The 19891-nt window shown below is 52.6% G+C and carries 20 protein-coding genes and 1 pseudogene; 9 read left to right on the forward strand and 12 right to left on the reverse strand.

Going from position 1 to position 19891, the window contains the following annotated elements:
• Positions 1-21 precede the first annotated feature (21 nt).
• The 5 genes and pseudogenes from ABJG22_RS05300 to ABJG22_RS05320 all read right to left on the reverse strand — a co-directional run.
• Positions 22-462, reverse strand: a pseudogene (locus ABJG22_RS05300) (DUF2155 domain-containing protein); the annotation flags it as partial.
• Positions 459-866 (reverse strand): NADH:ubiquinone oxidoreductase subunit NDUFA12, encoded by a 408-nt coding sequence (locus ABJG22_RS05305; protein WP_348019213.1) that lies wholly within the window; start codon positions 864-866, stop codon positions 459-461. The pseudogene ABJG22_RS05300 and the gene ABJG22_RS05305, both read right to left, overlap by 4 nt.
• Before the next feature lie 76 nt (positions 867-942).
• The gene (locus ABJG22_RS05310; protein ID WP_348019214.1) at positions 943-1449 is read right to left on the reverse strand and encodes a DUF192 domain-containing protein; all 507 of its coding nucleotides are present in this window, start codon (positions 1447-1449) and stop codon (positions 943-945) included.
• A gap of 18 nt (positions 1450-1467) precedes the next feature.
• Entirely contained in the window at positions 1468-2088 is a 621-nt protein-coding gene (locus ABJG22_RS05315) for a cold shock domain-containing protein (RefSeq protein ID WP_348019215.1), read from the reverse strand.
• Positions 2089-2223: 135 nt separating this feature from the next.
• Positions 2224-2706, reverse strand: a complete 483-nt coding sequence (locus tag ABJG22_RS05320; RefSeq protein WP_348019216.1) for a regulatory protein RecX — start codon at positions 2704-2706, stop codon at positions 2224-2226.
• A 221-nt stretch (positions 2707-2927) separates the two neighbouring features.
• On the opposite strand from ABJG22_RS05320, the gene ABJG22_RS05325 reads away from it, so the two are divergent.
• Both ABJG22_RS05325 and ABJG22_RS05330 read left to right on the forward strand, forming a co-directional pair.
• Positions 2928-4658, forward strand: coding sequence for a fatty acyl-AMP ligase (locus ABJG22_RS05325; protein WP_348019217.1), 1731 nt, complete (start codon positions 2928-2930; stop codon positions 4656-4658).
• Positions 4659-4746: 88 nt separating this feature from the next.
• The gene (locus ABJG22_RS05330; RefSeq protein WP_348019218.1) at positions 4747-7116 is read left to right on the forward strand and encodes an EAL domain-containing protein; all 2370 of its coding nucleotides are present in this window, start codon (positions 4747-4749) and stop codon (positions 7114-7116) included.
• 15 nt (positions 7117-7131) lie between these two features.
• Here ABJG22_RS05330 and ABJG22_RS05335 read toward each other — a convergent pair whose 3' ends face one another.
• Positions 7132-7896, reverse strand: a complete 765-nt coding sequence (locus ABJG22_RS05335) for a ParA family protein (RefSeq protein ID WP_348019219.1) — start codon at positions 7894-7896, stop codon at positions 7132-7134.
• 12 nt (positions 7897-7908) lie between these two features.
• On the reverse strand, positions 7909-8259 hold the full coding sequence (gene arsC / locus ABJG22_RS05340) for an arsenate reductase (glutaredoxin) (protein WP_348019220.1): 351 nt from the start codon (positions 8257-8259) through the stop codon (positions 7909-7911).
• Positions 8260-8429: 170 nt separating this feature from the next.
• Between arsC and ABJG22_RS05345 the strand changes: the two genes are divergently transcribed.
• Entirely contained in the window at positions 8430-10664 is a 2235-nt protein-coding gene (locus tag ABJG22_RS05345) for a TonB-dependent receptor (RefSeq protein WP_348019221.1), read from the forward strand.
• A gap of 80 nt (positions 10665-10744) precedes the next feature.
• Here ABJG22_RS05345 and ABJG22_RS05350 read toward each other — a convergent pair whose 3' ends face one another.
• Together ABJG22_RS05350 and ABJG22_RS05355 are read right to left on the reverse strand one after the other, a co-directional pair.
• Positions 10745-11284, reverse strand: a complete 540-nt coding sequence (locus tag ABJG22_RS05350; protein ID WP_348019222.1) for a (2Fe-2S)-binding protein — start codon at positions 11282-11284, stop codon at positions 10745-10747.
• A gap of 361 nt (positions 11285-11645) precedes the next feature.
• Positions 11646-12410, reverse strand: coding sequence for a class II aldolase/adducin family protein (locus ABJG22_RS05355; protein ID WP_348019223.1), 765 nt, complete (start codon positions 12408-12410; stop codon positions 11646-11648).
• Between the two features lie 260 nt (positions 12411-12670).
• Here ABJG22_RS05355 and rpsU point away from each other — a divergent pair, with 260 nt between their 5' ends.
• Positions 12671-12877 carry a 30S ribosomal protein S21 gene (gene rpsU / locus ABJG22_RS05360; RefSeq protein WP_067197663.1) on the forward strand — a complete coding sequence of 69 codons (207 nt, stop codon included), beginning with the start codon at positions 12671-12673 and terminating at the stop codon, positions 12875-12877.
• A 35-nt stretch (positions 12878-12912) separates the two neighbouring features.
• On the forward strand, positions 12913-13488 hold the full coding sequence (locus ABJG22_RS05365; RefSeq protein ID WP_348019224.1) for an FKBP-type peptidyl-prolyl cis-trans isomerase: 576 nt from the start codon (positions 12913-12915) through the stop codon (positions 13486-13488).
• A gap of 18 nt (positions 13489-13506) precedes the next feature.
• Here the strand turns inward: ABJG22_RS05365 and ABJG22_RS05370 are convergent, their stop codons facing one another.
• The gene (locus ABJG22_RS05370; RefSeq protein WP_348019225.1) at positions 13507-15597 is read right to left on the reverse strand and encodes a bifunctional (p)ppGpp synthetase/guanosine-3',5'-bis(diphosphate) 3'-pyrophosphohydrolase; all 2091 of its coding nucleotides are present in this window, start codon (positions 15595-15597) and stop codon (positions 13507-13509) included.
• A 175-nt stretch (positions 15598-15772) separates the two neighbouring features.
• Positions 15773-16102, reverse strand: a complete 330-nt coding sequence (locus ABJG22_RS05375; RefSeq protein ID WP_348019226.1) for a hypothetical protein — start codon at positions 16100-16102, stop codon at positions 15773-15775.
• Between the two features lie 174 nt (positions 16103-16276).
• Between ABJG22_RS05375 and ABJG22_RS05380 the strand changes: the two genes are divergently transcribed.
• The 3 genes from ABJG22_RS05380 to ABJG22_RS05390 all read left to right on the forward strand — a co-directional run bounded on the left by ABJG22_RS05380 (position 16277) and on the right by ABJG22_RS05390 (position 18985).
• A complete protein-coding gene (locus ABJG22_RS05380; RefSeq protein ID WP_348019227.1) occupies positions 16277-16816 on the forward strand; it encodes a helix-turn-helix domain-containing protein in 540 nt (179 codons plus the stop codon).
• A 139-nt stretch (positions 16817-16955) separates the two neighbouring features.
• Positions 16956-18188 carry a histidine kinase gene (locus ABJG22_RS05385; protein WP_348019228.1) on the forward strand — a complete coding sequence of 411 codons (1233 nt, stop codon included), beginning with the start codon at positions 16956-16958 and terminating at the stop codon, positions 18186-18188.
• A complete protein-coding gene (locus tag ABJG22_RS05390; protein WP_348019229.1) occupies positions 18185-18985 on the forward strand; it encodes a LytTR family DNA-binding domain-containing protein in 801 nt (266 codons plus the stop codon). The genes ABJG22_RS05385 and ABJG22_RS05390 overlap by 4 nt, the downstream gene beginning before the upstream one ends.
• A gap of 3 nt (positions 18986-18988) precedes the next feature.
• On the opposite strand, the gene tadA is transcribed toward ABJG22_RS05390, so the two are convergent.
• Positions 18989-19447: a tRNA adenosine(34) deaminase TadA gene (gene tadA / locus ABJG22_RS05395; RefSeq protein ID WP_348019230.1), complete on the reverse strand. Its 459-nt coding sequence runs from the start codon at positions 19445-19447 to the stop codon at positions 18989-18991.
• Positions 19448-19598: 151 nt separating this feature from the next.
• Between tadA and rpmB the strand changes: the two genes are divergently transcribed.
• A complete protein-coding gene (gene rpmB / locus ABJG22_RS05400) occupies positions 19599-19889 on the forward strand; it encodes a 50S ribosomal protein L28 (protein WP_348019231.1) in 291 nt (96 codons plus the stop codon).
• The last annotated feature ends 2 nt before the right edge of the window (positions 19890-19891 follow it).

A 19891-nucleotide genomic window follows, 5' to 3' on the forward strand; every position in this document is an offset into this window, starting at 1 on the left:
GACATTCAAGGATGGTGATTCCCGGAACAACCAGCCAGAAAATACGCGCTTCCACTCGTCGTCTCCGGATCGGTTAGATGGTCGTTCGTTGACCAAGACCTGAACAAAGGCTCCCTGTTCCGGAGTCTGTTCCCACGGCGCTGTTCGTTCGCAAGCACGCAAGCGAACAATCGCGCGGCCGATACGGATTGACTGACCGGGACGAAGTTCCAGATCCCGGGTGAGACCGTTTCGTTTGTTAAGGAAACCAAGCGTTGCTACGCGCTCTGCCATTGGCGTTCCGATTTGATCTGTAGCTGATGCGATCAAATCGCCATCGGTTGCCGCAACCTCGGCTTTTTCGGCAGCCTGACCGGTCGCTTTCTCATCGACGTCGTCGCTGCTAAACCAGCTGCAGCCGGTTAATAGTGCCGTTGCCGCAAGCATCGAGAATAGAGAGCAATGGCGGGCCATGCCTGTCATTCCGCTTCGGCGGGGTTCCAAGATTCATAGTCGCCAGTTGCAGCAGCCCGGCGGCCGCCTTCTTCTAAGGCACCGGCTGGGCGATAGGCCTGCGCTGTTCCCGTAAGATTTCCGCTGGGCTCTTTTTCCCAGATTCGTGGCTGTGGCAAATGGCTTTCGGGAATTTCATCATAGCTATGATGTAGCCAGCCATGCCATTCGGGCGGCACGCGGCTGGCGTCATTGGATCCGTTGTAAATGACCCATCGTTTTGTCGCAGGATGACCGCTTCCAGCCTTTTTGGACTGAAAATATTTATTGCCAAACACATCTTCGCCGACGCGTTCGCCATTGCGGGCGCTGAACAGGGCAGTGCCAATAGTTGCACCGTCCCACCAAGTGAATATTTTCGCCAATATGTTCATGCCGCTCGCTTAGCCGCGCAGCCATGGGCTCCGCAATGAAAAAATGTCAAATGTGCAGGACTTGCCGAAGGAAAGATCATTGTTGCCAGGTCACCGTGTCGCCGGGTGCGATGCCCAGCTCATTGGCACGGCCGGCCGCAATCTCTAGCACGGTTGCAATCGGTCCATTGGAACGAACGGGCGCGAGAGAATAAGGCACTGTGTTGGCGGCAATGGATTCGATGGTTCCGTCTCGGCGGATGAAAATAATGTCGAGTGAAATAACGGTATTCTTCATCCAGAAGCTTGCGACCCGGTCTTCTGCGAAAGGAAAAATCATGCCCTTATCGGAAGCAAGTTTGGTCCGGAACATGAGGCCTTGGGCCTGTTGAGCGCTGCTTTCTGCTACTTCCACGACAAAAGCATGTGTGGCCTGAGAGGATTGAATATTCAGAGGTACCTGATTGAGGCCCGCTTCGGATAGCGGCAGTTCGCTATTTGGATTGCTTGCTGCGGTTTCGCCGGTCCGGGCGTGACAACCGGATATAGCGGCAATGGAAATCAGCATGAGGGAAAGCGCCGCCGCTTTTGAGATTTTGTGCATTTATTAGAGGTCTCGCCTTCAGCTTGATTGCGGCAGGCAGACTTGAGCCGCCATGTGACCGCGATCGCTGTCTTTGATACGGACCAGCAAATCTTGGCCCGGAATGACTTCTTCAATACCGGAGTCACGAAGCGTTTCCATATGCAGGAAAATATCGCCGTCGAGCGCCGCGCTAATAAGGAAACCATAGCCCTTGACGCGGTTGAACCATTTTACCTGAGCTTCCACAAATGCGGAATCGCTGTCCACGACGTGTAGCGCCTGACGACCGCTTGTTGCGGCTGGTCGATTGTTGGCCACTTCGCAAACAGATTGATCGATATCGAGGATTTTTGTTGCTTGTAGCCCTTTGGGTGCGGCTACATATTCGCAGGTCACTAATGCCATTTCCGGTAGTTCACGTTTGCCCAGTGACTCCAGCAAACTCCAATGAACCAATATGTCCGAATCTGGCATTGAATCATTGTTGCCGGAATGGTCGTTCTCAGGAACAATGAAGCCGAACCCACGCTGACTATCGAACCATTTTACGCGGCCTTTGGTGCGCAGCAACTCCGTATCAGCGGATGAGGAACTGTCCTCACTGACGTGGGCCGTTTGACTATCCGCAGGGGCTGGTTCCGCAAATAAGCTTACCACGATGAATCTCCGAACAAAACTAAACCAAAACAAAAGTCTATTACTTTATCGAATCGGTGCGCGGCCTATATCATATTAATCTTAAACTGGCGATTCCGGGCATGAAGTGGGTCAATTCACTTGCACAAACGAGAGTTAGTCTTCCGCTAATATTTCCTCGCCAGGCTTGGCGAAAACAAAGCGGGAGGCCACGTCGAAATCATGACCCGCTCGGAGAAAAGCTTGCAATTGCTTGCGGCATTTCTCGGCTTCCTGTTGGTCTTCGGCATATGGACCGATCTTCCGTTTGCGGGCAAATTTGTCGGCGGCGGCCCATTTATTCTCTTCACTGATCTGGAAGGCTTCGCGTCCATCCGCTTCGCTGATACCGGCTTGATAAAGCGCGTGCGAGACGCGGCGCATCCCATAGCCGCGACGGGTGAGGGATGATGCTTTGCTCTGCGCATATAATGCGTCGTCAATATAGCCCAAAGCAGCGAACCGTTCCACCAACTCCTCGACCGCAGGAGGTGCGTCATCTTGCCATTCCCTTTCCCGAATTTTTCGCTGTAGATATCCCGCCAATTTTTTACGGCTCGTTGCATATCGTTCGACATAGCGTAAAGCGAGCCGATTCAAGCTCTCTTGAGTTAACGTTTTAACGTTGTTTTTCAAAGGATTGACCTTCAATTATGACGTTTGCCCTTTTTGTGCCACAGTCGGGCCGAAATTTAAACGCCAGAACTTATCAAAGACGTTCGTAACAGCGGTTAAAGGGCGGTCAAAAAAGGCCTATTTCCCTTACCGGAAGACGAAGATTGGTTTTTAGGAAGGCTGGACCTTCCGGAAATGGATATTGGATGACCGAACTGACATCAACCCCGACTTTGGATGAACTTCCCCGACGTTTCTCTGATTTTGATACATTGGGAGATGCGTTGGATTACGCAGCCCAAGGGGAAAAGGGTTTTAACTTTCACGATGCTCGTGCCGCTTTGGTTCGGGTCTATCCTTTCCGTGAACTGCGTGAAGATGCGCTCGCGGCGGCGAAGCGGTTGATTGCATTTGGCATCAAGCCCGGTGATCGGGTTGCGCTTATTGCCGATACCGAGCCTCAGTTTTGTGCATTATTTTTCGGCACGGTCTATGCCGGTGCGCTTCCGGTCCCTCTGCCATTGCCGACCTCTTTTGGCGGTAAAGAGAGTTATGTCGACCAGATTGGTGTGCAATTGGACAGCTGTGACCCAGCGCTTTTGCTGTTTCCAGACGAAATTGCGGAACTGGCAGGCGCGGCCGGTGAAACCCGTTCTATTCCTGTTTCTGGCTGGGATAAATTCGCTGAGCAAGATGCGCCCGATACGGAGCTACCCAAGGCAAACAGCAGCGATATTGCCTATCTGCAATATTCTAGCGGTTCCACCCGGTTCCCGCATGGCGTTGCGGTTTCGCATGAGGCGTTGTTGCATAATCTTGGATCGCATGCCCATGGAATGCTGATCAACAGCACCGATCGCTGTATTTCGTGGTTGCCCTTCTATCATGATATGGGTCTGGTCGGCTGCTTCCTGTCAATGGTCGCGAACCAGGTTTCGACCGATTATCTCAAGACGTCGGACTTTGCGCGGCGGCCTTTGTCATGGCTCGACCTGATCACGCGCAATCCGGGAACATCGTGCAGCTTTTCGCCAACCTTCGGTTATGAAATTTGTGCGCGGCGGATTGGCAGCCAGACCAATGTTGACGACCGGTTCGATCTGTCGCGTTGGCGGCTCGCGGGCAATGGCGCGGATATGATCCGGCCAGATGTGATGCAGCGCTTCACCAATGCCTTCGCCTCCGCCGGCTTTGACGCCAAAGCCTTTTTGCCGAGCTACGGGCTGGCTGAAGCCACGCTTGCGGTGACCTTGATGCCATCGGGCGAAGGGATGGAAGTGGAACTGGTGGAAGAAACCGAACTTTCCGGAGAGAAGCAGAGCGATGGCAGTCGCCCGAAACGTTTCCGGGCTATCGTCAATTGTGGCAAGCCGGTGCGCGACACCTTGCTGGAAATCCGTGAAGAAAACGGAACCGTACTGGCCGAGAAAAACGTGGGTAAAGTCTGGATGAAAAGCCCGGCAGTTATGGAATGCTATTATCGGGATCAGGAAGCGACCGATGCTTGTCTGATCGACGGCTGGCTGGATACCGGCGACATGGGTTATCTCTCGAACGGCTATCTCTATATCGTCGGTCGCGCCAAGGATATGATCATTATCAACGGCAAAAACCATTGGCCGCAGGATATCGAATGGGCTGTCGAACAATTGCCTGGTTTCAAGGCTGGCGATATTGCCGCATTCGCGATTACGACGCAGGGCGGTGAAGAAACGCCTGCTGTTCTTGTCCAGTGCCGGACCTCGGACGAGATTGAGCGTTCGCGGCTGTGGAACGAGATTAGGGAGAAGGTAAGGTCGATTACCGGCATGAATTGCGTGATTGAACTGGTGCCACCGCGGACTTTGCCGCGGACCAGTTCTGGAAAATTGAGTCGCGCAAAGGCCCGAAATCTCTACCTTTCTGGCGACATTCAGCCTTATGCAGTAGCCGCCTAATCCCGTTGGTTTTTTAGCAATCGGGAATTGCTCAAAAATATAAGTCCATACTTACTTTTCGCTAAGGTTTTCGTCCTAAAGACGAGCGGTGAAAAATATTGTAAACGAACCCGGCTTGCCGCGGGACATCCCGTTGAGCGTTTTACTAGGCCTGTCCGATCCCCCAGGGGTCGATTGGGGGCGCGTTCGTGCACTCCAGTTCGACAGTGTCCATGAGTTTAGTCTACTGAAAATCGTCGCGGTGATCCTATGTGGTCTTCTAACCGTGCAGTGGGGAATTGGTCGGGTCGATGGTCTGAACCTCGGTCTCTGGATGGCGGCACTATTCTCGCTATATCTCTATTCTCATTTCCTGTTCCGTAGACAGTCGACCTGGCAGCGAAAGACGATCACTCGCGGTGCGACGGCGATGGTCTATCTCATTTCTTTAGCCGGCGGTTCACTTTGGGGCGCCGGTTTTCTGATGTTTGCATTCAATACCGATATTATGACGATCGTACCGGTATGGGCCACTATAATCTGTCTGATGGTGGGCTCCGCGATCAAGTTTTCGGCGATCCCGCTCAGCAGCATTTTGTTCATTGCATCTTCGAGTGCGGCCTTGGCTTTTGGCTGGTATCACGTCGGTAGCACGCATGTGGCCGTGGCCTCGGTGGCGATCGCGTTCTTGCTGATTACCGCCTGCCTGATGACCGGCCGGTCATTTGTGGACCGCAAAGTGGCGGAAGCCAGCCTGAACGAGAAAAGTGAAGTGGTCAGCCTGCTGCTCAAGGAATTTGAGGATAGTGGTGCGGACTGGCTTTGGCAGACAGATACATCACGGCGTATTACGCATGTCTCTCCGCGATTTGCCCGCGCCATCGGACTGCCCTCGGATGAGATCGAAGGCAAGCCGTTCTTGCAACTGGTTGCAGGCGAATCGTGGGATAGCGGAAAATTCTCGGACGCTCTCCACGAATTGGCGGATAAGCTTAAACGGCGCGATAGTTTCAGCGATATATTGGTGCCTGTTCAGATCAACGGTGAGAACCGGTGGTGGGAATTATCTGCTTCCCCCAAAGTCGATGACAGTGGTGTGTTTCACGGATTTCGGGGTGTCGGATCCGATATAACGGAGCAGCGAGAATCGGCAGATAAAATCTCCAATATGGCGCGGTTTGATACGCTGACTCGTTTGCCAAATCGTTTGCAGCTGACCGAAACAGTTGGAGATGTGCTGGAAACAGTTGAGAAATGGAACGGCCGCTGTGGTTTCATGATGATCGATCTGGATCGTTTCAAGGCGGTGAATGACACGTTGGGGCATCCGGTGGGCGACCGGCTCTTGGCGCGCGTATCTGATCGACTGCGGTCCATCATGACCGATAATGAGCTTTGTGGTCGGCTGGGCGGCGATGAATTTGCGATAGTCGTCAAAGACGCGAGTGATACGCAATATATGGAATCACTGGCCCAAAAAATCATAGACACATTGTCGCGACCATATGAGGTCGATCGGCATACGCTCTACATAGGCGCTAGCGTCGGGGCGGCGATAGGCCCTCGTGATGGTCGCACCGTCGAAATGTTGATGCGCAGCGCTGACCTTGCCCTTTATCGGTCCAAAGATCAGGGCGGTGGAGCCTATAATCAATATGAACCGAAACTCCATGTGCAGGCGGAAGAGCGGCGGGTCATGGAAATGGCCCTGCGCAAAGCAGAAGAAAATGACGAATTGTCGTTGAACTATCAGCCAGTAGTTAGCGCCGATTCCGGTGGCGTTGTTGGTTTTGAAGCACTGCTGCGCTGGACCAGTTCCCAATTTGGAACGGTTTCACCGGCGAGATTCGTACCGCTAGCGGAAGATGCCCGGTTGATCGTTTCGATGGGTGAATGGGTGATGCGGCAGGCGTGCAAGGAAGCAATGAATTGGCCATCCACGGTCAAGGTTGCGGTGAATGTTTCCGCCGATCAACTGGTTGAACCGAGCTTTCTTCCTATGGTTGTCTCGGCGCTAGAGGCGAGTGGACTTCCCCCTAGCCGATTGGAGATCGAGGTCACCGAGAGTATCTTCATGCGAGAAGGCACAGGTGCCGTAGAAATGCTAGATCGGATTATCGGGCTGGGGATCAACCTGTCGCTGGATGATTTCGGTACCGGCTATTCATCGCTTGGCTATTTGCGAAAAACACGGTTCACGACGATCAAGATTGACCGCAGCTTTGTTCAAGGGGCTGCAAAAAACTCGCCGGAAAGCCTTGCGATTATCCGTGCTGTGGTGGCGATGGCCGACTCTTTAGGAATGTCCACGACCGCCGAGGGTACCGAGACATTGGAAGAAGTGAATATGGTCAAACAATTGGGTTGTCGCAAAATTCAGGGCTATTATTTTGGTCGCCCATTGGTTGCTGACGATGCCCGGGGATTGTTTGGCGCTTTTAACGCCAAGCGGCAGGAATATGATAAAAAGTCCGCATAGGACCATCAATCCCGTCTAGTTTTTCGCCAGTCTTTTTTCGATGCCGCGCCAAATTCTGGCATAGGACTGCGCAGCGGGGCTGCGTGGCGCAAAGCTGCCGATAGGCATTTGCAATTTTGCCATATGTTCAACGGCGCTTGTCATCGGGATGACGGGCCAACTGGGTTTGCGGGCCAAGCTTTGTTTGTGGGTCGTGCGCCGCCGATCAACCATTGTATAAACCGGTAGCAAGGGTGCATGTTTTTTTCCGCTACTGTCCAGAAATAGCTGTACGTCGGTAAGGGCGCGCTCCGAAAGCGGTGATGGAATAACCGGCACAATGACAATTTTTGCGTTGTGCAGGATCTGCTCGCTGGTCTCGGTCAAACCTGGCGGGCAATCCAGGATGATCCGGTCATAACTTTTGCCCATTTCTTTAAGCAGTTTCCCCAGATGCTTCTTTTTGTCGATTTGAAAGAAGAGCCGGTCCAGGCCGCGCAGGGAGACATCCGCTGCCAAAAGGTCCAGATTTTTGATCTCGGTATGTTTGATCAGCTTGCTTGGCTTAACAGTGCCAGCAACCATGGCGTGGGCCCGATCCTTTTTCGAACGATTCCCTTTGAGGAGGAACGAAGCGGCGCTTTGTGGATCAAGGTCCCAGAGCAAGGTTCGTCGGGAACTGTTGACGGCACTATTCCAGGCGAGATTCACCGCCGTGGAGCTTTTGCCGACGCCGCCTTTCATGCTGTATACTGCGATTACCGACATGGTCTTTCCCGGAATAGGCGTCAAATCCGCCATAGGCGGATCATATTAGAGTATTTCTTGCACGGTCTCCTGCGGCCGACACAGTCTGACCCCTTTGGCGGTTTCGACCAGTGGACGGTTGATGAGCATCGGTTCCTGAGCCATCGCATCCAAAATCTGATCGGCCGTCGCGCCATCTTGCGTCAGCCCCAGCTCTTCAGCCGGTGAGCCGCGAACGCGTAGGCCTTCCTGCGGGGTCATGCCAGCATCGCGGTATAGCTGTTCCAGCTTGGCACGGGTTGGCGGTTGTTTGAGATATTCAACCACGGTCAATTCAACGTCAGCCGCTTCTTCCAAGATCGCCAGGGTCTTGCGCGACGTGCCGCATTTGGGGTTGTGCCAGATAGTCGCTTGCATTTTATCATCCTTAAAGACTGAATTCTGTTGCCAGAAAACATCATCATTTCCCAACTGCAAGGAAAATCTCAAATTTTGACCTTATCTCGTTGCTTATGCAAATCATTCTCACTAGCAGCGCGACTATATTGAGCGCGAATCTCAAAAATTGCGACCTAGGGAATTTTTAAATGTTCAAAAGCCAGACCATATCCGCCTTTTTGGCCACCACAATGATGGTTCCGACCGTTGTGCATGCGGCAGAGGCGGAATCGCAAAATGGCAGCGATGATATCGTCGTGGTGGGTGACGTGCTTTATTCGAATCAGATAAATGCTGTTAAGACGCCGACTCCTATCATCGACGTTCCTCAAAGCCTGTCCATCGTGACGGCTGACGAGATCAAGAAGCGTGGGTATACCAGCATTGGTCAGATCATCGACTACACACCTGGTGTGAATAACACGCAGGGTGAAGGCCATCGCGACGCGGTCGTTTTTCGTGGCGTCCGTTCAACCGCCGATTTCTATATCGATGGGGTTCGTGACGATGTGCAATATTATCGCGGTCTTTATAATCTGGAGCAGGTCGAAATATTGCGGGGTCCGAACGCGCTCCTCTTTGGCCGTGGCGGCACAGGCGGCATATTGAATCGCGTTACCAAGAAAGGCACGATCGGCGAAACTTTTGGCGGAGGGCAGGTCGCCATCGATACGTTCGGTGAATTCAGCGTCCAAGGCGACGTCAACTTCGCCGCTGGTGAAAATGCCGGAATCCGCGTCAACGCAATGTATGAGAGCCTGAACAACCATCGCGATTTTTACGACGGTGAACGTATCGGCTTCAACCCGACTGTCCGGTTGCAAGTGAATTCCGATACAACGCTCGATCTGTCCTATGAATATGCGAACCATGAACGCTTCATAGATCGCGGCATTCCAACCGGTACAGACGGTCGTCCGGTTTCCACCCTGCGAAATGTTGTTTTCGGTGATCCGGAACTCAACTTTACCGAATTGGAAGCCCATCTGTTGCGAGCGAACCTGCAGCATGCATTCTCGGACAATTTCAAAGGCAATTTTAGCGCATTTTATGGCGACTATGATAAAGTCTACTCGAATTTTTACGCTTCAGGCTACGATCAGGCGAATACGCCCAACGTGGTTACGCTTGATGGTTATGTGGACACAACGGAGCGCCAGAATCTGATTCTGTCGGGTAATCTCGTTGGAGAATTTGAAACCGGCAGTCTCGGTCACACATTGATCTTTGGTGGCGAGTATATCAGCACCTCATCCGACCAGAATCGTTTGAATGCGTTTTGGTCTGCACAAGGAGCTGACCGAGCTGCTGAAATTCAAGCACTCATCGGAACCGGACTGACTGCTGAGGAAGCGGAGGCCGCTGTAGGAACGCGCACCGATCAAACAAACTTCTTGATCGCTCGCCCATTAAGCCTTCGCGGCGGTGTTGGCGTACGCGCTGATGGTAGTCCGAACATCAATATCTTTGGTGATCCAACCGTAGCCAACGCCGATATTGCCAGCCCGAATATCCTCAACGACGACACGCGCGTCGATATTGATGTTTTCTCTTTCTATATTCAGGACGAGATCAAATTGACCGATTGGTTGAACGTTGTGCTGGGCGGGCGCTTTGATAGTTTTGACATTACCGTGAACAACGTGCCGGCCGGAAATATCCGGACCCGGAAAGACGAAGAATTTTCGCCGCGGGCGGGCCTCGTCTTCAAGCCACAGGAAAATGTCTCTTTCTATGCAAGCTATAGCAAAAGCTTCTTGCCGCGTAGCGGAGAGCAATATGCGAATATCAATGGCAGCAACGATGCGCTTGCCCCCGATACATTTACCAATTTGGAAGCGGGGATTAAATGGGACTTTGAGCAGGGCTTGAGCTTGACCGCCGCCATATTCGAAATTGAGCAAAGTTCACCACAACCAAATGATGGTGATTCTTCTACTCTGGATGTTATCGATTCGGATATTCGCGGATTTGAACTTCAGCTTCGCGGCCAAGTGACCGAAAACTGGTTTGTCTCGGCTGGCTATAGCTATCTTGATGGAGAGCAAGTTGATCGCACCGGACCGACAGGACTGCGTCCGCGCGAGCTTCCGGAAAATACATTTTCAATCTGGAATGCTATTCAAATATCCGACCGCATTGGTTTCGGTCTGGGGTTGACCCATCAGGATGAGAGTTTTGTTAACAACGGGAATAGCGCGGTTCTGCCTGCCTATACCCGAATTGATGCGTCGGCGCATTTCGATGTCACTGAAAATTTGCGCTTGCAAGTCAACATCGAAAATCTGACCGACACGGTCTATTTCCCGAGCTCTCACAGCACGCATCAGACGACCGTGGGCGCGCCGCTCAATGCGCGTTTCTCGATCACCGGCCGGTTCTAGTCTGGTAAGAAATTTGGGTGGAACCCGACCTGACGACGGGTTTCCCATTCTGCAATAGGCTCGCGTGCTTATCGCGCCCTTTATTTGTTGGGCGTTAGCGCCGGTACTGCCTTTGCGGCATCTTCGGGATCAATGCCCGGCGGCGGCGCTGCGCTGAGCACCGTTTCTCCTCGAGCCACGCGTCCAGCGCGCTGAATGGCTTCGCGGATACGCGGATAGGTGCCGCAGCGGCAGATATTGGTAATGGCTTCATCAATCTCATCTTTTGATGGATTGGAATTTTTCTTGAGCAGCACCGCCGCCGCCATGATCATGCCGGACTGACAGAAGCCGCATTGTGGGACGTTGGCCGCGGCCCATGCCTGTTGCACGGGATGGCTGCGATCGCGCGATAGTGCTTCGATCGTGGTGATAAAGCGACCTTCCAGTTCGCCAATAGTAACCAGACAGGACCGGATCGCCTCCCCGTCAACTTCGACCATACAAGCACCGCAATCACCGGTGCCGCAGCCATATTTGGTGCCCGTGAGATTGGATGCATCGCGTAACGCCCAGAGCAGCGGCGTCGCCGGGTCCATACGATATTCTACCGGACGATCATTGACGGTGAATTTGGTCATAGGCACGCTGAATAGCCGAAACTAATAGCAATTGTCCAAGAGGAATGTTTTTCTCAATGTGGAGTCGTCGGGGAGGTCTGAACTTTCAACTCGTTGTATCTAAAACCAGCGCACCGTCGAATGTGCTACAGCCGAATGTTCGTTGGTGGATGAGGAAGGAATTTGCACCTTCACAGATATCTAATCGGGAGATTTACAGTCTCTTGGGTTCACTCATACCCAGCCCATCCATAAGACGGACTTTGGTCCGTCAGGACAAACTTAGATATCGTAGCGTGAGGCGTTGAACTGTAAACATGCGCGATCAATTAACAGAATAGGTCAACCTGTCAATCGGTTTCAAAGGATTGACTTTCGAATATTATTCGCGCCAGCTTTTGTCTTCGCGATCCACCAACCGCACCATTGCGTCAAATTCCGGAACGCCCTGCTGCAGCGGATCAATCGAGGCCTGCGACAGATTGTCGAGATGCTTCCTGATCACGTCCTCACCGATCATCACCGGCTTGCCCATCGACAGGGTCTGCATCTGGATTTCGCAGGCACGTTGCAGCACCCAGTGGTTGAGAAATGCTTGCTCCAGCGTCCTGCCCATCACGACCGGTCCGTGGTTTTCCAGCATCATCATCCGTTTCTTGCCTAGGCTGGCGAGAAAGCGCGGGCCTTCGTCCTCATGCACCGTGATGCCTTCAAACTTGTGATAGGCGAGGCGCGGAACGATCGCGGCGGCGTAGAAGTTTATCGGCTGTAACCCGCCTTCCACGGCGGACACCGCCATGGTTGCGGTGGTGTGCGTATGGATGATTGCATGGACGTCTGGCAGTTCGCGATGAAACAGGCTGTGCTGGGTGAAGCCGGCCTTGTTGACCGGATAGGTTGAGCCATCCAGCGTGTTTCCGTCGATGTCGATTTTGACCAGTGTGGAGGCCGTGACTTCGCTGAAATGTAGACCATAAGGATTGATCAGAAAGGCATCGTCTTCGCCAGGAACTTTTAGCGTGATATGATTGAAAATCATCTCGTCCCATCCAAGATAGGCGAAAATACGGTAGCAAGCGGCAAGCCGCTGGCGCGCCTTCCATTCTTCTTCGCTGCAACTGGACTGGACATTGATCGCGGTGGCCATTTCTCTCTCCTCGAATCGGCTGATGCCTTATTGTTCTGGCTTTCTATAGCAAAGCCGCCAAAAGACGAATGCAAAGCTCCTGTCATTCGTGCTAGAAAAACGTGGAAAAGCTTGCCTCCGTACCAAGAAATTGATAGGCGGCCCGAGATTGAAGCAGATTGATTCTGCTACAAACCCTTTTTTATGGCTTTTACATTAATTCAGGCCAGCAGAAATTGCTTCTGGCCCGCTACGAAATTTGAACGGAGTTACTCAGTCTTATGCAAATCATGGTTCGCGACAATAATGTCGATCAGGCCCTCCGGGCGCTCAAGAAAAAATTGCAGCGCGAAGGCGTCTATCGCGAAATGAAGCTTCGTCGTCACTATGAAAAGCCTTCTGAAAAGCGTGCTCGTGAAAAGGCTGCTGCTGTACGCCGTGCCCGCAAGATGGACCGCAAGCGGATGGAACGCGACGGTCTTATTTAAGCGCTTCGGCACCACGATTATAAGGTAGCCTGCTGATGTCTGTTACGACGGTTCCCATTCACCCCATCAAAAAGGGATCTCTGATCAAGATTTGGATCGGGGTTGCTCTGATTGCGATTGCCGCACTGGCTCTCGCATATTCCGGAACGCAGGATGTCGTCGTGAACGGTGCTACCAATGAACAGTTTCTAGCCGCCAATGCGGACGAGGACGGCGTCATAACAACGGCATCCGGTCTGCAATATATGGTGATCAAGCCCGGTGAAGGCGCATCGCCTTCGGCCACGGATACGGCTCTGGTCAAATATGAAGGCACGTTGCGTGATGGCACGATTTTCGATGCCAATGAACAAACGCCGATGCCGGTTGGCGGAGTCGTTCCCGGTTTCTCAGAAGCGCTGCAGCTGATGCAGAAGGGCGGAGAATATCGGATTTGGATTCCATCTGACCTTGCTTATGGCGAAGCCTCTCCCGGCGAACTGGTCCCGTCGAACAGCCTGCTGATTTTTGATGTGACGCTGCTCGACTTTATCTCGGCGGCACAGATGGAAGAGCTGCGGGCGCAGATGCAAGCGCAGGGTCTTCCCGGCGGACCACCGCCCGCTCCCTAAAATATCTGAAAATTCAACTTAGGTTCGCTCGGCTTGGGCGACCGCTTCTGATGCGCGCAGCGCGGATAATATTCGCATCAGATGATGGACATTGTGCACTTCCAGATCGACGTCGAACGTGTGGAATGGTCCATCGCGTTGGGACAGACGCAGGTTCAGGATATTGGCATTGTGAAAGCCGAAAATCCCGGCCATTTCCGCAAGCGTTCCGGGCTTGTTGTGTAGCACCACGCATAGCCGTGCCGCGGCGCCATCACTTTCGGTACCCCAACTTAAATCGACCCAGTCTGCATCGACGCCATCGGCGAGGCTTTGGCAATCGATTGTATGAACCTCTACATTTTCGCCGCTGCGTCGTAAGCCGACGATACGATCACCGGGTACCGGGTGACAGCATTCGGCGAGATTGAAAGCGACGCCCGGGGTGAGACCTTTGATCGAAATGGCGCGGTCCTGTTCGGGCCATTGCCGTTCGTCGTCATTGTCGTTCACGCTGCCCGGGCTGATCGCTTCCATTACTTCGCGGTCGCTGAGTTGGCGGGTGCCGATCGCCATCATCAATTGATCAGGCTCTTGCATATCCAATCGTTTCAAGGCGGCCTTCATGGCGCGTTTGCCTATTTTACCCGGCAATCGTTCGATGATTTCTTCATAAAGTTCGGTGCCAATGGCGATCATCTCATCGCGTTCTTTAAAGCGCACGTTGCGGCGGATGGCTGCCCGCGCTTTGCCGGTAATGACGAAGGATAGCCAACCCGGCTGCGGTTCCTGACCCTTGGATTTCAGGATTTCTACGACATCGCCATTTTGCAATTGGGTACGCAACGGCACATGTCGACCGTTGACCTTCGCGCCGACCGCCTGATTGCCGAGATCGGTGTGCACGGCATAAGCGAAATCGACGGTCGTCGACCCTTTCGGCATTTGCAATAATATGCCTTTAGGCGTGAACGCGAAAATTCGATCCTGGTACATGGCCAGTCGCGCGTGTTCGAGCAGTTCTTCGGCATCTCCCGCCTGATCGAGGATTTCGACCAGATCGCGAATCCAGCCAGCCTGTCCATCAGGCCTGTTGCCTTGCTTATAAGCCCAATGCGCAGCGAGACCATATTCATTGTCCTCGTGCATATGCTGTGAGCGGATTTGAATTTCCACGCGCATATTATTGCTATGCATGAGCGTTGTGTGGATGGATCGATATCCATTGCGCTTGGGCGTCGAAATATAGTCCTTGAACCGGCCCGGAACCATTTTCCATTTCTCGTGCAGGATACCGAGCGCCCGATAGCATTCGGCGCTATTGTCGGTAACGACCCGGAATGCCATGATATCGGTCAGCTGTTCAAAGCTGACGTGCCGTTCCTGCATCTTGCGCCAGATTGAATAAGGATGTTTTTCCCGCCCGTTGACTTCCGCCGCCAAACCTCCGCTTTTCAATGCCTTCTGAATGGACAGGGATATCTGCTCGACCTGGCCGTCATCACCCTCCTTAATAGCCTGTAATCTTTTGGTGATGGTGTCATAGGCTTCCGGCTCCATATGACGGAACGCGAGCAACTGCATCTCGCGCATATATTCATACATGCCGATTCGTTCGGCTAAGGGCGCATAAATATCCATCGTTTCATGCGCAATCCGCCGACGTTTTTCTTCATTCTTGATGAAATGCAGGGTCCGCATATTGTGCAGGCGATCGGCGAGTTTTACCAGCAGGACGCGGATATCATCGGACATTGCGAGCAGGAATTTGCGTAAGTTTTCCGCCGCTCTCTCATTGTCGGTCTGCGCCTCAATCTTCGAAAGCTTGGTCACACCATCGACAAGTCTTGCTATTTCTTCGCCGAATAACTTCTGGATTTCTTCAGACGTGGTGAGCGTGTCCTCCACCGTATCGTGAAGGAGCGCGGTGACAATCGTTTGCTGGTCGAGCTTGAGGTCGGTCATCAGGCCGGCGACCTCGATAGGGTGGCTAAAATAGGGATCGCCGCTCGCGCGTTTCTGGCTGCCATGCTTCTGTACGGAAAAGACATAGGCGCGGTTGATCAGATCTTCATCTGCATCGGGATCATAGGATCGGACCCGTTCCACCAGTTCATATTGCCTCAGCATATTTGGAAGATGTCGCTCTTTCGAGGCTGGGGCAACAAAAAAGAGCGCCGAAGCCAGCTCTTATGTCCGGGGGAACGGAACAGAGGCTGGAATTCGGCGCTCAGACTGATCGGCGGGGACCATAGAGCAAGCTGCTTTTTGGGAGAGAGGGGCCGATCAGGATAGGGAGATGATGTTAGTCGTTACATTTGGCGAGCGCTTCGGCGTCAAAGGCTTTGCCTTTATAGGCGAAACTGGCGACCGGACCGAACTCATCAACGATCTTGGCGCAGATGGTCCGGGGAGAGGAGCCGCTTTTCGGACCAATACATTCGGTACCAGCGCAGCGAATGACAGTGCCCCTGATGATTTCCTGAGAAGCTTCAACGGGTGCCTGTAACTCTGCTGTATAGGCGACAGGTACACTACGCGCTTCAGCAGTGGTGGCGGTAAACAGCGTGAGGGATGTCATCGCGGCAATGGAAAAGACAATGGATGCGCGAAGCGGGCTTTGGGAGAGAAGCATGATATTTCCTTTCATTTCAGTTAGTTTCTGGGTCGCCATTTGACGACCAAGGGGAAGAAATTTGTGGTTGCAATCTAGGTTGCAAATCAGTACTTAGATTAATGAGTTTTAAGTTGCAACTAAAAACTTATATTTTTTTCCCACTTGCCAAAAAACTGGTTTAGGAACGGAAACATGGACAAAATCAGAGAAAATCTATCGAGCCTACCAGGCGATGAATGCAGCCTACCCGTCTCGTTGGAAGTGATCGGCGAGCGTTGGTGCTTCATGATATTGCGTGCAGCGCTCAATGGTGTTGGGCATTTTGAGGATTTTCTGAGCGAAATTGGTATTGCTAGGAATATCTTAGCCAATCGGCTTACCCGTATGGTCGAAGCGGGTATTATGACCCGGCGCCCCTGTGATCATGACAAACGGAAGGTCGAATATCGGTTAACCGACAAAGGGCAGGACCTGTTGCCGACCATGATTGCGCTTCGGCAATGGGGTGAAAAGTGGGAAACCGGCGTGCCGTCCAATCCAATATTATGCGATTCGCGTGATCGCCTGCCCATTGGTCAGATCAACATGCGCGCTCATGATGGCCGGGTGCTGGAAATGGAAGACCTCTGCTGGATCGATGAATCAGAATTAAACCCGAAGGCAGATGGCGCTGGTCGTGAAGACATGGTCGTGCGCCATCTAAAGGAAATTGGCGAATCTTCCGTAGCTTGAAGACAGCTTCCTATTTTCAAGTGCTTGCCTGATGATGCAGCGCCATTGGTTCGCAAAACGCCAACCGTATTTCATCATAATTTAGCCAAATGATAGGCGATTCTTCCCCAAGCGACAATGCGCCGCTATACATGATACGATGGCCGTTATGGAAATCCGCTCCCAGCCGTTTTTTGGCAACAAGAACCGCGCTTTTTGGAACCTGCAATCTGCGGGTTGGGCTGGCGCACTTATTCTGCGTGGGATAGGCGGAATCTCGAACGGCGTACCGCTGAGCTTCTTGGTACCGGTTATCATTTCCACGATCACCGGATATTCCATCTCCTTGCTCTTGTCGGTGGTCTATAAGAATCTGATCCGCCGCAGCCCGATTGTGACGTGGAGCGCCACCGCAGCGATTTTGACGGTTGCAGCCGCACTATATGCTTTCATCGACGCCTGGGTTTTTCTTATCCAAAACCCGACGACAGAAACAGCATTTGTCACGCTGTTTCTTGGTTCGCTGTTCCTCGGAATCATGCTTCTCGGCGCTTGGTCGGCTTTATATTACGCTATTAATTTCTTCCTGCGTGTGGAGGAGCAGAATGATCAGTTGATGCAACTGGAAGCGCAGGCAACCCGCGCTCAGCTGGCGATGCTGCGTTATCAGCTCAATCCTCATTTCCTGTTCAATACGCTGAACAGTATATCCACGCTGGTGCTGCTTCGGCAAACCGAACCGGCCAATGCCATGTTGTCGCGGTTATCTTCGTTTCTGCGCCATACATTGGTCAATGAAGTGCACAGTCGTGTGACTTTGGCGCAGGAAGTCGAAACGCTGCATCTCTATCTTGATATCGAAAAAATGCGTTTTGAGGAACGCCTGCGATCCCGTTTTGATATCGACCCCGCCGTCCGCGATGCATTGTTGCCGTCACTATTGCTCCAGCCGCTGGTGGAAAATGCGATAAAATATGCGGTGACTCCGCAAGAAGAAGGCGCGGATATATCGATTTCTGCGCATCTGGATGCTGGGAAACTCAGAATCACTGTGTCGGATACCGGGCCCGGGCAAGGCGAAACGCCGATCAAAAAAACCGCTTCGACCGGCGTTGGTCTCGGGAATATTCAGGAGCGATTAAAGCAGGCTTATGGAGAAGCCGCTATATTTGAAACACGGTCCTCTCCGGGCGAAGGTTTCTCGGTATTCATCGCCTTGCCATTTGAAACACGGGAACAAATCGAACGGGAGGCGGCGGATGACGCCGCGACAGACGAACAAGTAAGGAATGAAGCAATTTTTGGGGAGCATGCATCCGATGATGACCAACAGAGGGAACCGGTGAATGCGCCGGTGATGGCATCATTTCAGCACAAGGATCTAAAAACATGACGATCAAGACCATATTAGTCGATGATGAAAAGCTAGCGATCCAAGGCTTGCAGATCCGGCTTGAAAAATTTGACGATATTGAGATTATCGATACCTGTCGCAATGGTCGCGAAGCGATCCGTAAGATTAAGACATTGAAGCCCGATCTGGTGTTCCTCGATATCCAGATGCCCGGGTTTGATGGATTCTCCGTGGTGCAGGGCATAATGGAGATTGAGCCGCCTTTGTTTATATTTGTGACGGCTTATTCAGAACATGCTGTTCGCGCCTTTGAATCGGAAGCGATCGACTATCTGGTGAAGCCGGTCGAAGAAGACCGGTTGGCCGACGCGATCGACCGGGTACGCAAGCGGTTGACCGAGAAACGCGGTGCTGACGAAATCGAGAAGCTGAAATCTGTGCTGAATGAAGTTGCACCGGATGCGATGGCCAATATCGACGAATCGGAAGAACCCGCCTCGGCTAACCGGTATGAAAAGCTGATTAACGTGAAAGACCGTGGCCAGATTTTCCGCGTGGATGTCGACACGATCGAGCGGATTGATGCGGCCGGCGACTATATGTGTATCTATACCGCCGACAACAGTCTGATTCTGCGCGAAACGATGAAGGATCTGGAAAAGCGGCTCGACCCCCGGCATTTTCAGCGGGTGCACCGTTCGACGATTGTCAATCTAAGTCAGGTGCGCGAGGTAAAGCCGCATACCAATGGTGAGTGTTTCTTGGTTTTGGGTTCCGGTGCTCAGGTGAAGGTTAGCCGGAGCTATCGGGACGTTGTGGCGAGATTTGTGCACTAAAAGCTAGTCTCGCCGACTCCGGAAAAAATCCAACAGCAATTTTGCGGACTTTTCTTCTTCCAATCCCGCATAGACTTCCGGTTTGTGATGGCAGGTAGGCGATTCGAAAAACTGCACGCCGCTATCCACTGCTCCGCCTTTGCTATCCTCAGCGCCATAATAAAGACGCCGGAGCCGGGCGTGGGCGATCGCCCCAGCGCACATGGTGCAGGGTTCCAGCGTCACCCACAGGTCACAATTATCCAGACGATCCTTGCCGAGTAGCTGTGTCGCTTCGCGAATCGCTACGATCTCGGCATGGGCGGTGGGATCATGATCGATGCGCGTACGATTGTGGCCCCGGCCAATGATTTGATCATTTTTGACGACGACCGCGCCAACGGGCACTTCGCCGACAGAAATTGCAGCATTGGCCAATTCCAGAGCTTCGCCCATGAATGAGGTATATTTTGTGGCTGTCATGGATTGGGATTAGCGCGGAACCGGTGCGAAGACCATAGTCAGGCAGATCATGCAAAATACCGCCGATATGCTTGACGCATGGCCCGATTGCGGTTAGGGGACCGCTCTTTCCCGCTGGGAATCATTCAATAACAAAAAATTGGACTAAGCGATGTCGCGGATTTGCGAACTGACAGGTAAGACTCGGCTGGTAGGCAATAATGTGTCCCACGCCAAAAACCGGACCAAGAAGACATTTTTGCCCAACCTGCAAAATGTAACTCTTTTGTCCGACACACTCGGCAAGGGCGTTAAACTTCGGGTCTCTACCCATGGTCTGCGTTCGGTGGAGCATGTCGGCGGTCTCGACAATTGGTTGCTGAAAACCTCCGATGATAAATTGAGCTTGCGTGTAAGACGCCTCAAAAAAGAAATCGCGAAAAAGCAGGTTGCTGTCGCCTAAGC

It is taken from the genome of Parasphingorhabdus sp. (assembly GCF_039939955.1).
Taxonomy (GTDB): domain Bacteria; phylum Pseudomonadota; class Alphaproteobacteria; order Sphingomonadales; family Sphingomonadaceae; genus Parasphingorhabdus.

What these genes read in the sequence shown, in the direction of transcription:
- ABJG22_RS05305 (WP_348019213.1), bottom strand. Translation starts at nt 866, where the DNA reads ATGAACATATTGGCGAAAATATTCACTTGGTGGGACGGTGCAACTATT.
- ABJG22_RS05310 (WP_348019214.1), bottom strand. Translation starts at nt 1,449, where the DNA reads ATGCACAAAATCTCAAAAGCGGCGGCGCTTTCCCTCATGCTGATTTCC.
- ABJG22_RS05325 (WP_348019217.1), top strand. Translation starts at nt 2,928, where the DNA reads ATGACCGAACTGACATCAACCCCGACTTTGGATGAACTTCCCCGACGT.
- ABJG22_RS05335 (WP_348019219.1), bottom strand. Translation starts at nt 7,896, where the DNA reads ATGGCGGATTTGACGCCTATTCCGGGAAAGACCATGTCGGTAATCGCA.
- arsC (WP_348019220.1), bottom strand. Translation starts at nt 8,259, where the DNA reads ATGCAAGCGACTATCTGGCACAACCCCAAATGCGGCACGTCGCGCAAG.
- ABJG22_RS05345 (WP_348019221.1), top strand. Translation starts at nt 8,430, where the DNA reads ATGTTCAAAAGCCAGACCATATCCGCCTTTTTGGCCACCACAATGATG.
- ABJG22_RS05350 (WP_348019222.1), bottom strand. Translation starts at nt 11,284, where the DNA reads ATGACCAAATTCACCGTCAATGATCGTCCGGTAGAATATCGTATGGAC.
- ABJG22_RS05355 (WP_348019223.1), bottom strand. Translation starts at nt 12,410, where the DNA reads ATGGCCACCGCGATCAATGTCCAGTCCAGTTGCAGCGAAGAAGAATGG.
- rpsU (WP_067197663.1), top strand. Translation starts at nt 12,671, where the DNA reads ATGCAAATCATGGTTCGCGACAATAATGTCGATCAGGCCCTCCGGGCG.
- ABJG22_RS05365 (WP_348019224.1), top strand. Translation starts at nt 12,913, where the DNA reads ATGTCTGTTACGACGGTTCCCATTCACCCCATCAAAAAGGGATCTCTG.
- ABJG22_RS05370 (WP_348019225.1), bottom strand. Translation starts at nt 15,597, where the DNA reads ATGCTGAGGCAATATGAACTGGTGGAACGGGTCCGATCCTATGATCCC.
- ABJG22_RS05375 (WP_348019226.1), bottom strand. Translation starts at nt 16,102, where the DNA reads ATGCTTCTCTCCCAAAGCCCGCTTCGCGCATCCATTGTCTTTTCCATT.
- ABJG22_RS05380 (WP_348019227.1), top strand. Translation starts at nt 16,277, where the DNA reads ATGGACAAAATCAGAGAAAATCTATCGAGCCTACCAGGCGATGAATGC.
- ABJG22_RS05385 (WP_348019228.1), top strand. Translation starts at nt 16,956, where the DNA reads ATGGCCGTTATGGAAATCCGCTCCCAGCCGTTTTTTGGCAACAAGAAC.
- ABJG22_RS05390 (WP_348019229.1), top strand. Translation starts at nt 18,185, where the DNA reads ATGACGATCAAGACCATATTAGTCGATGATGAAAAGCTAGCGATCCAA.
- tadA (WP_348019230.1), bottom strand. Translation starts at nt 19,447, where the DNA reads ATGACAGCCACAAAATATACCTCATTCATGGGCGAAGCTCTGGAATTG.
- rpmB (WP_348019231.1), top strand. Translation starts at nt 19,599, where the DNA reads ATGTCGCGGATTTGCGAACTGACAGGTAAGACTCGGCTGGTAGGCAAT.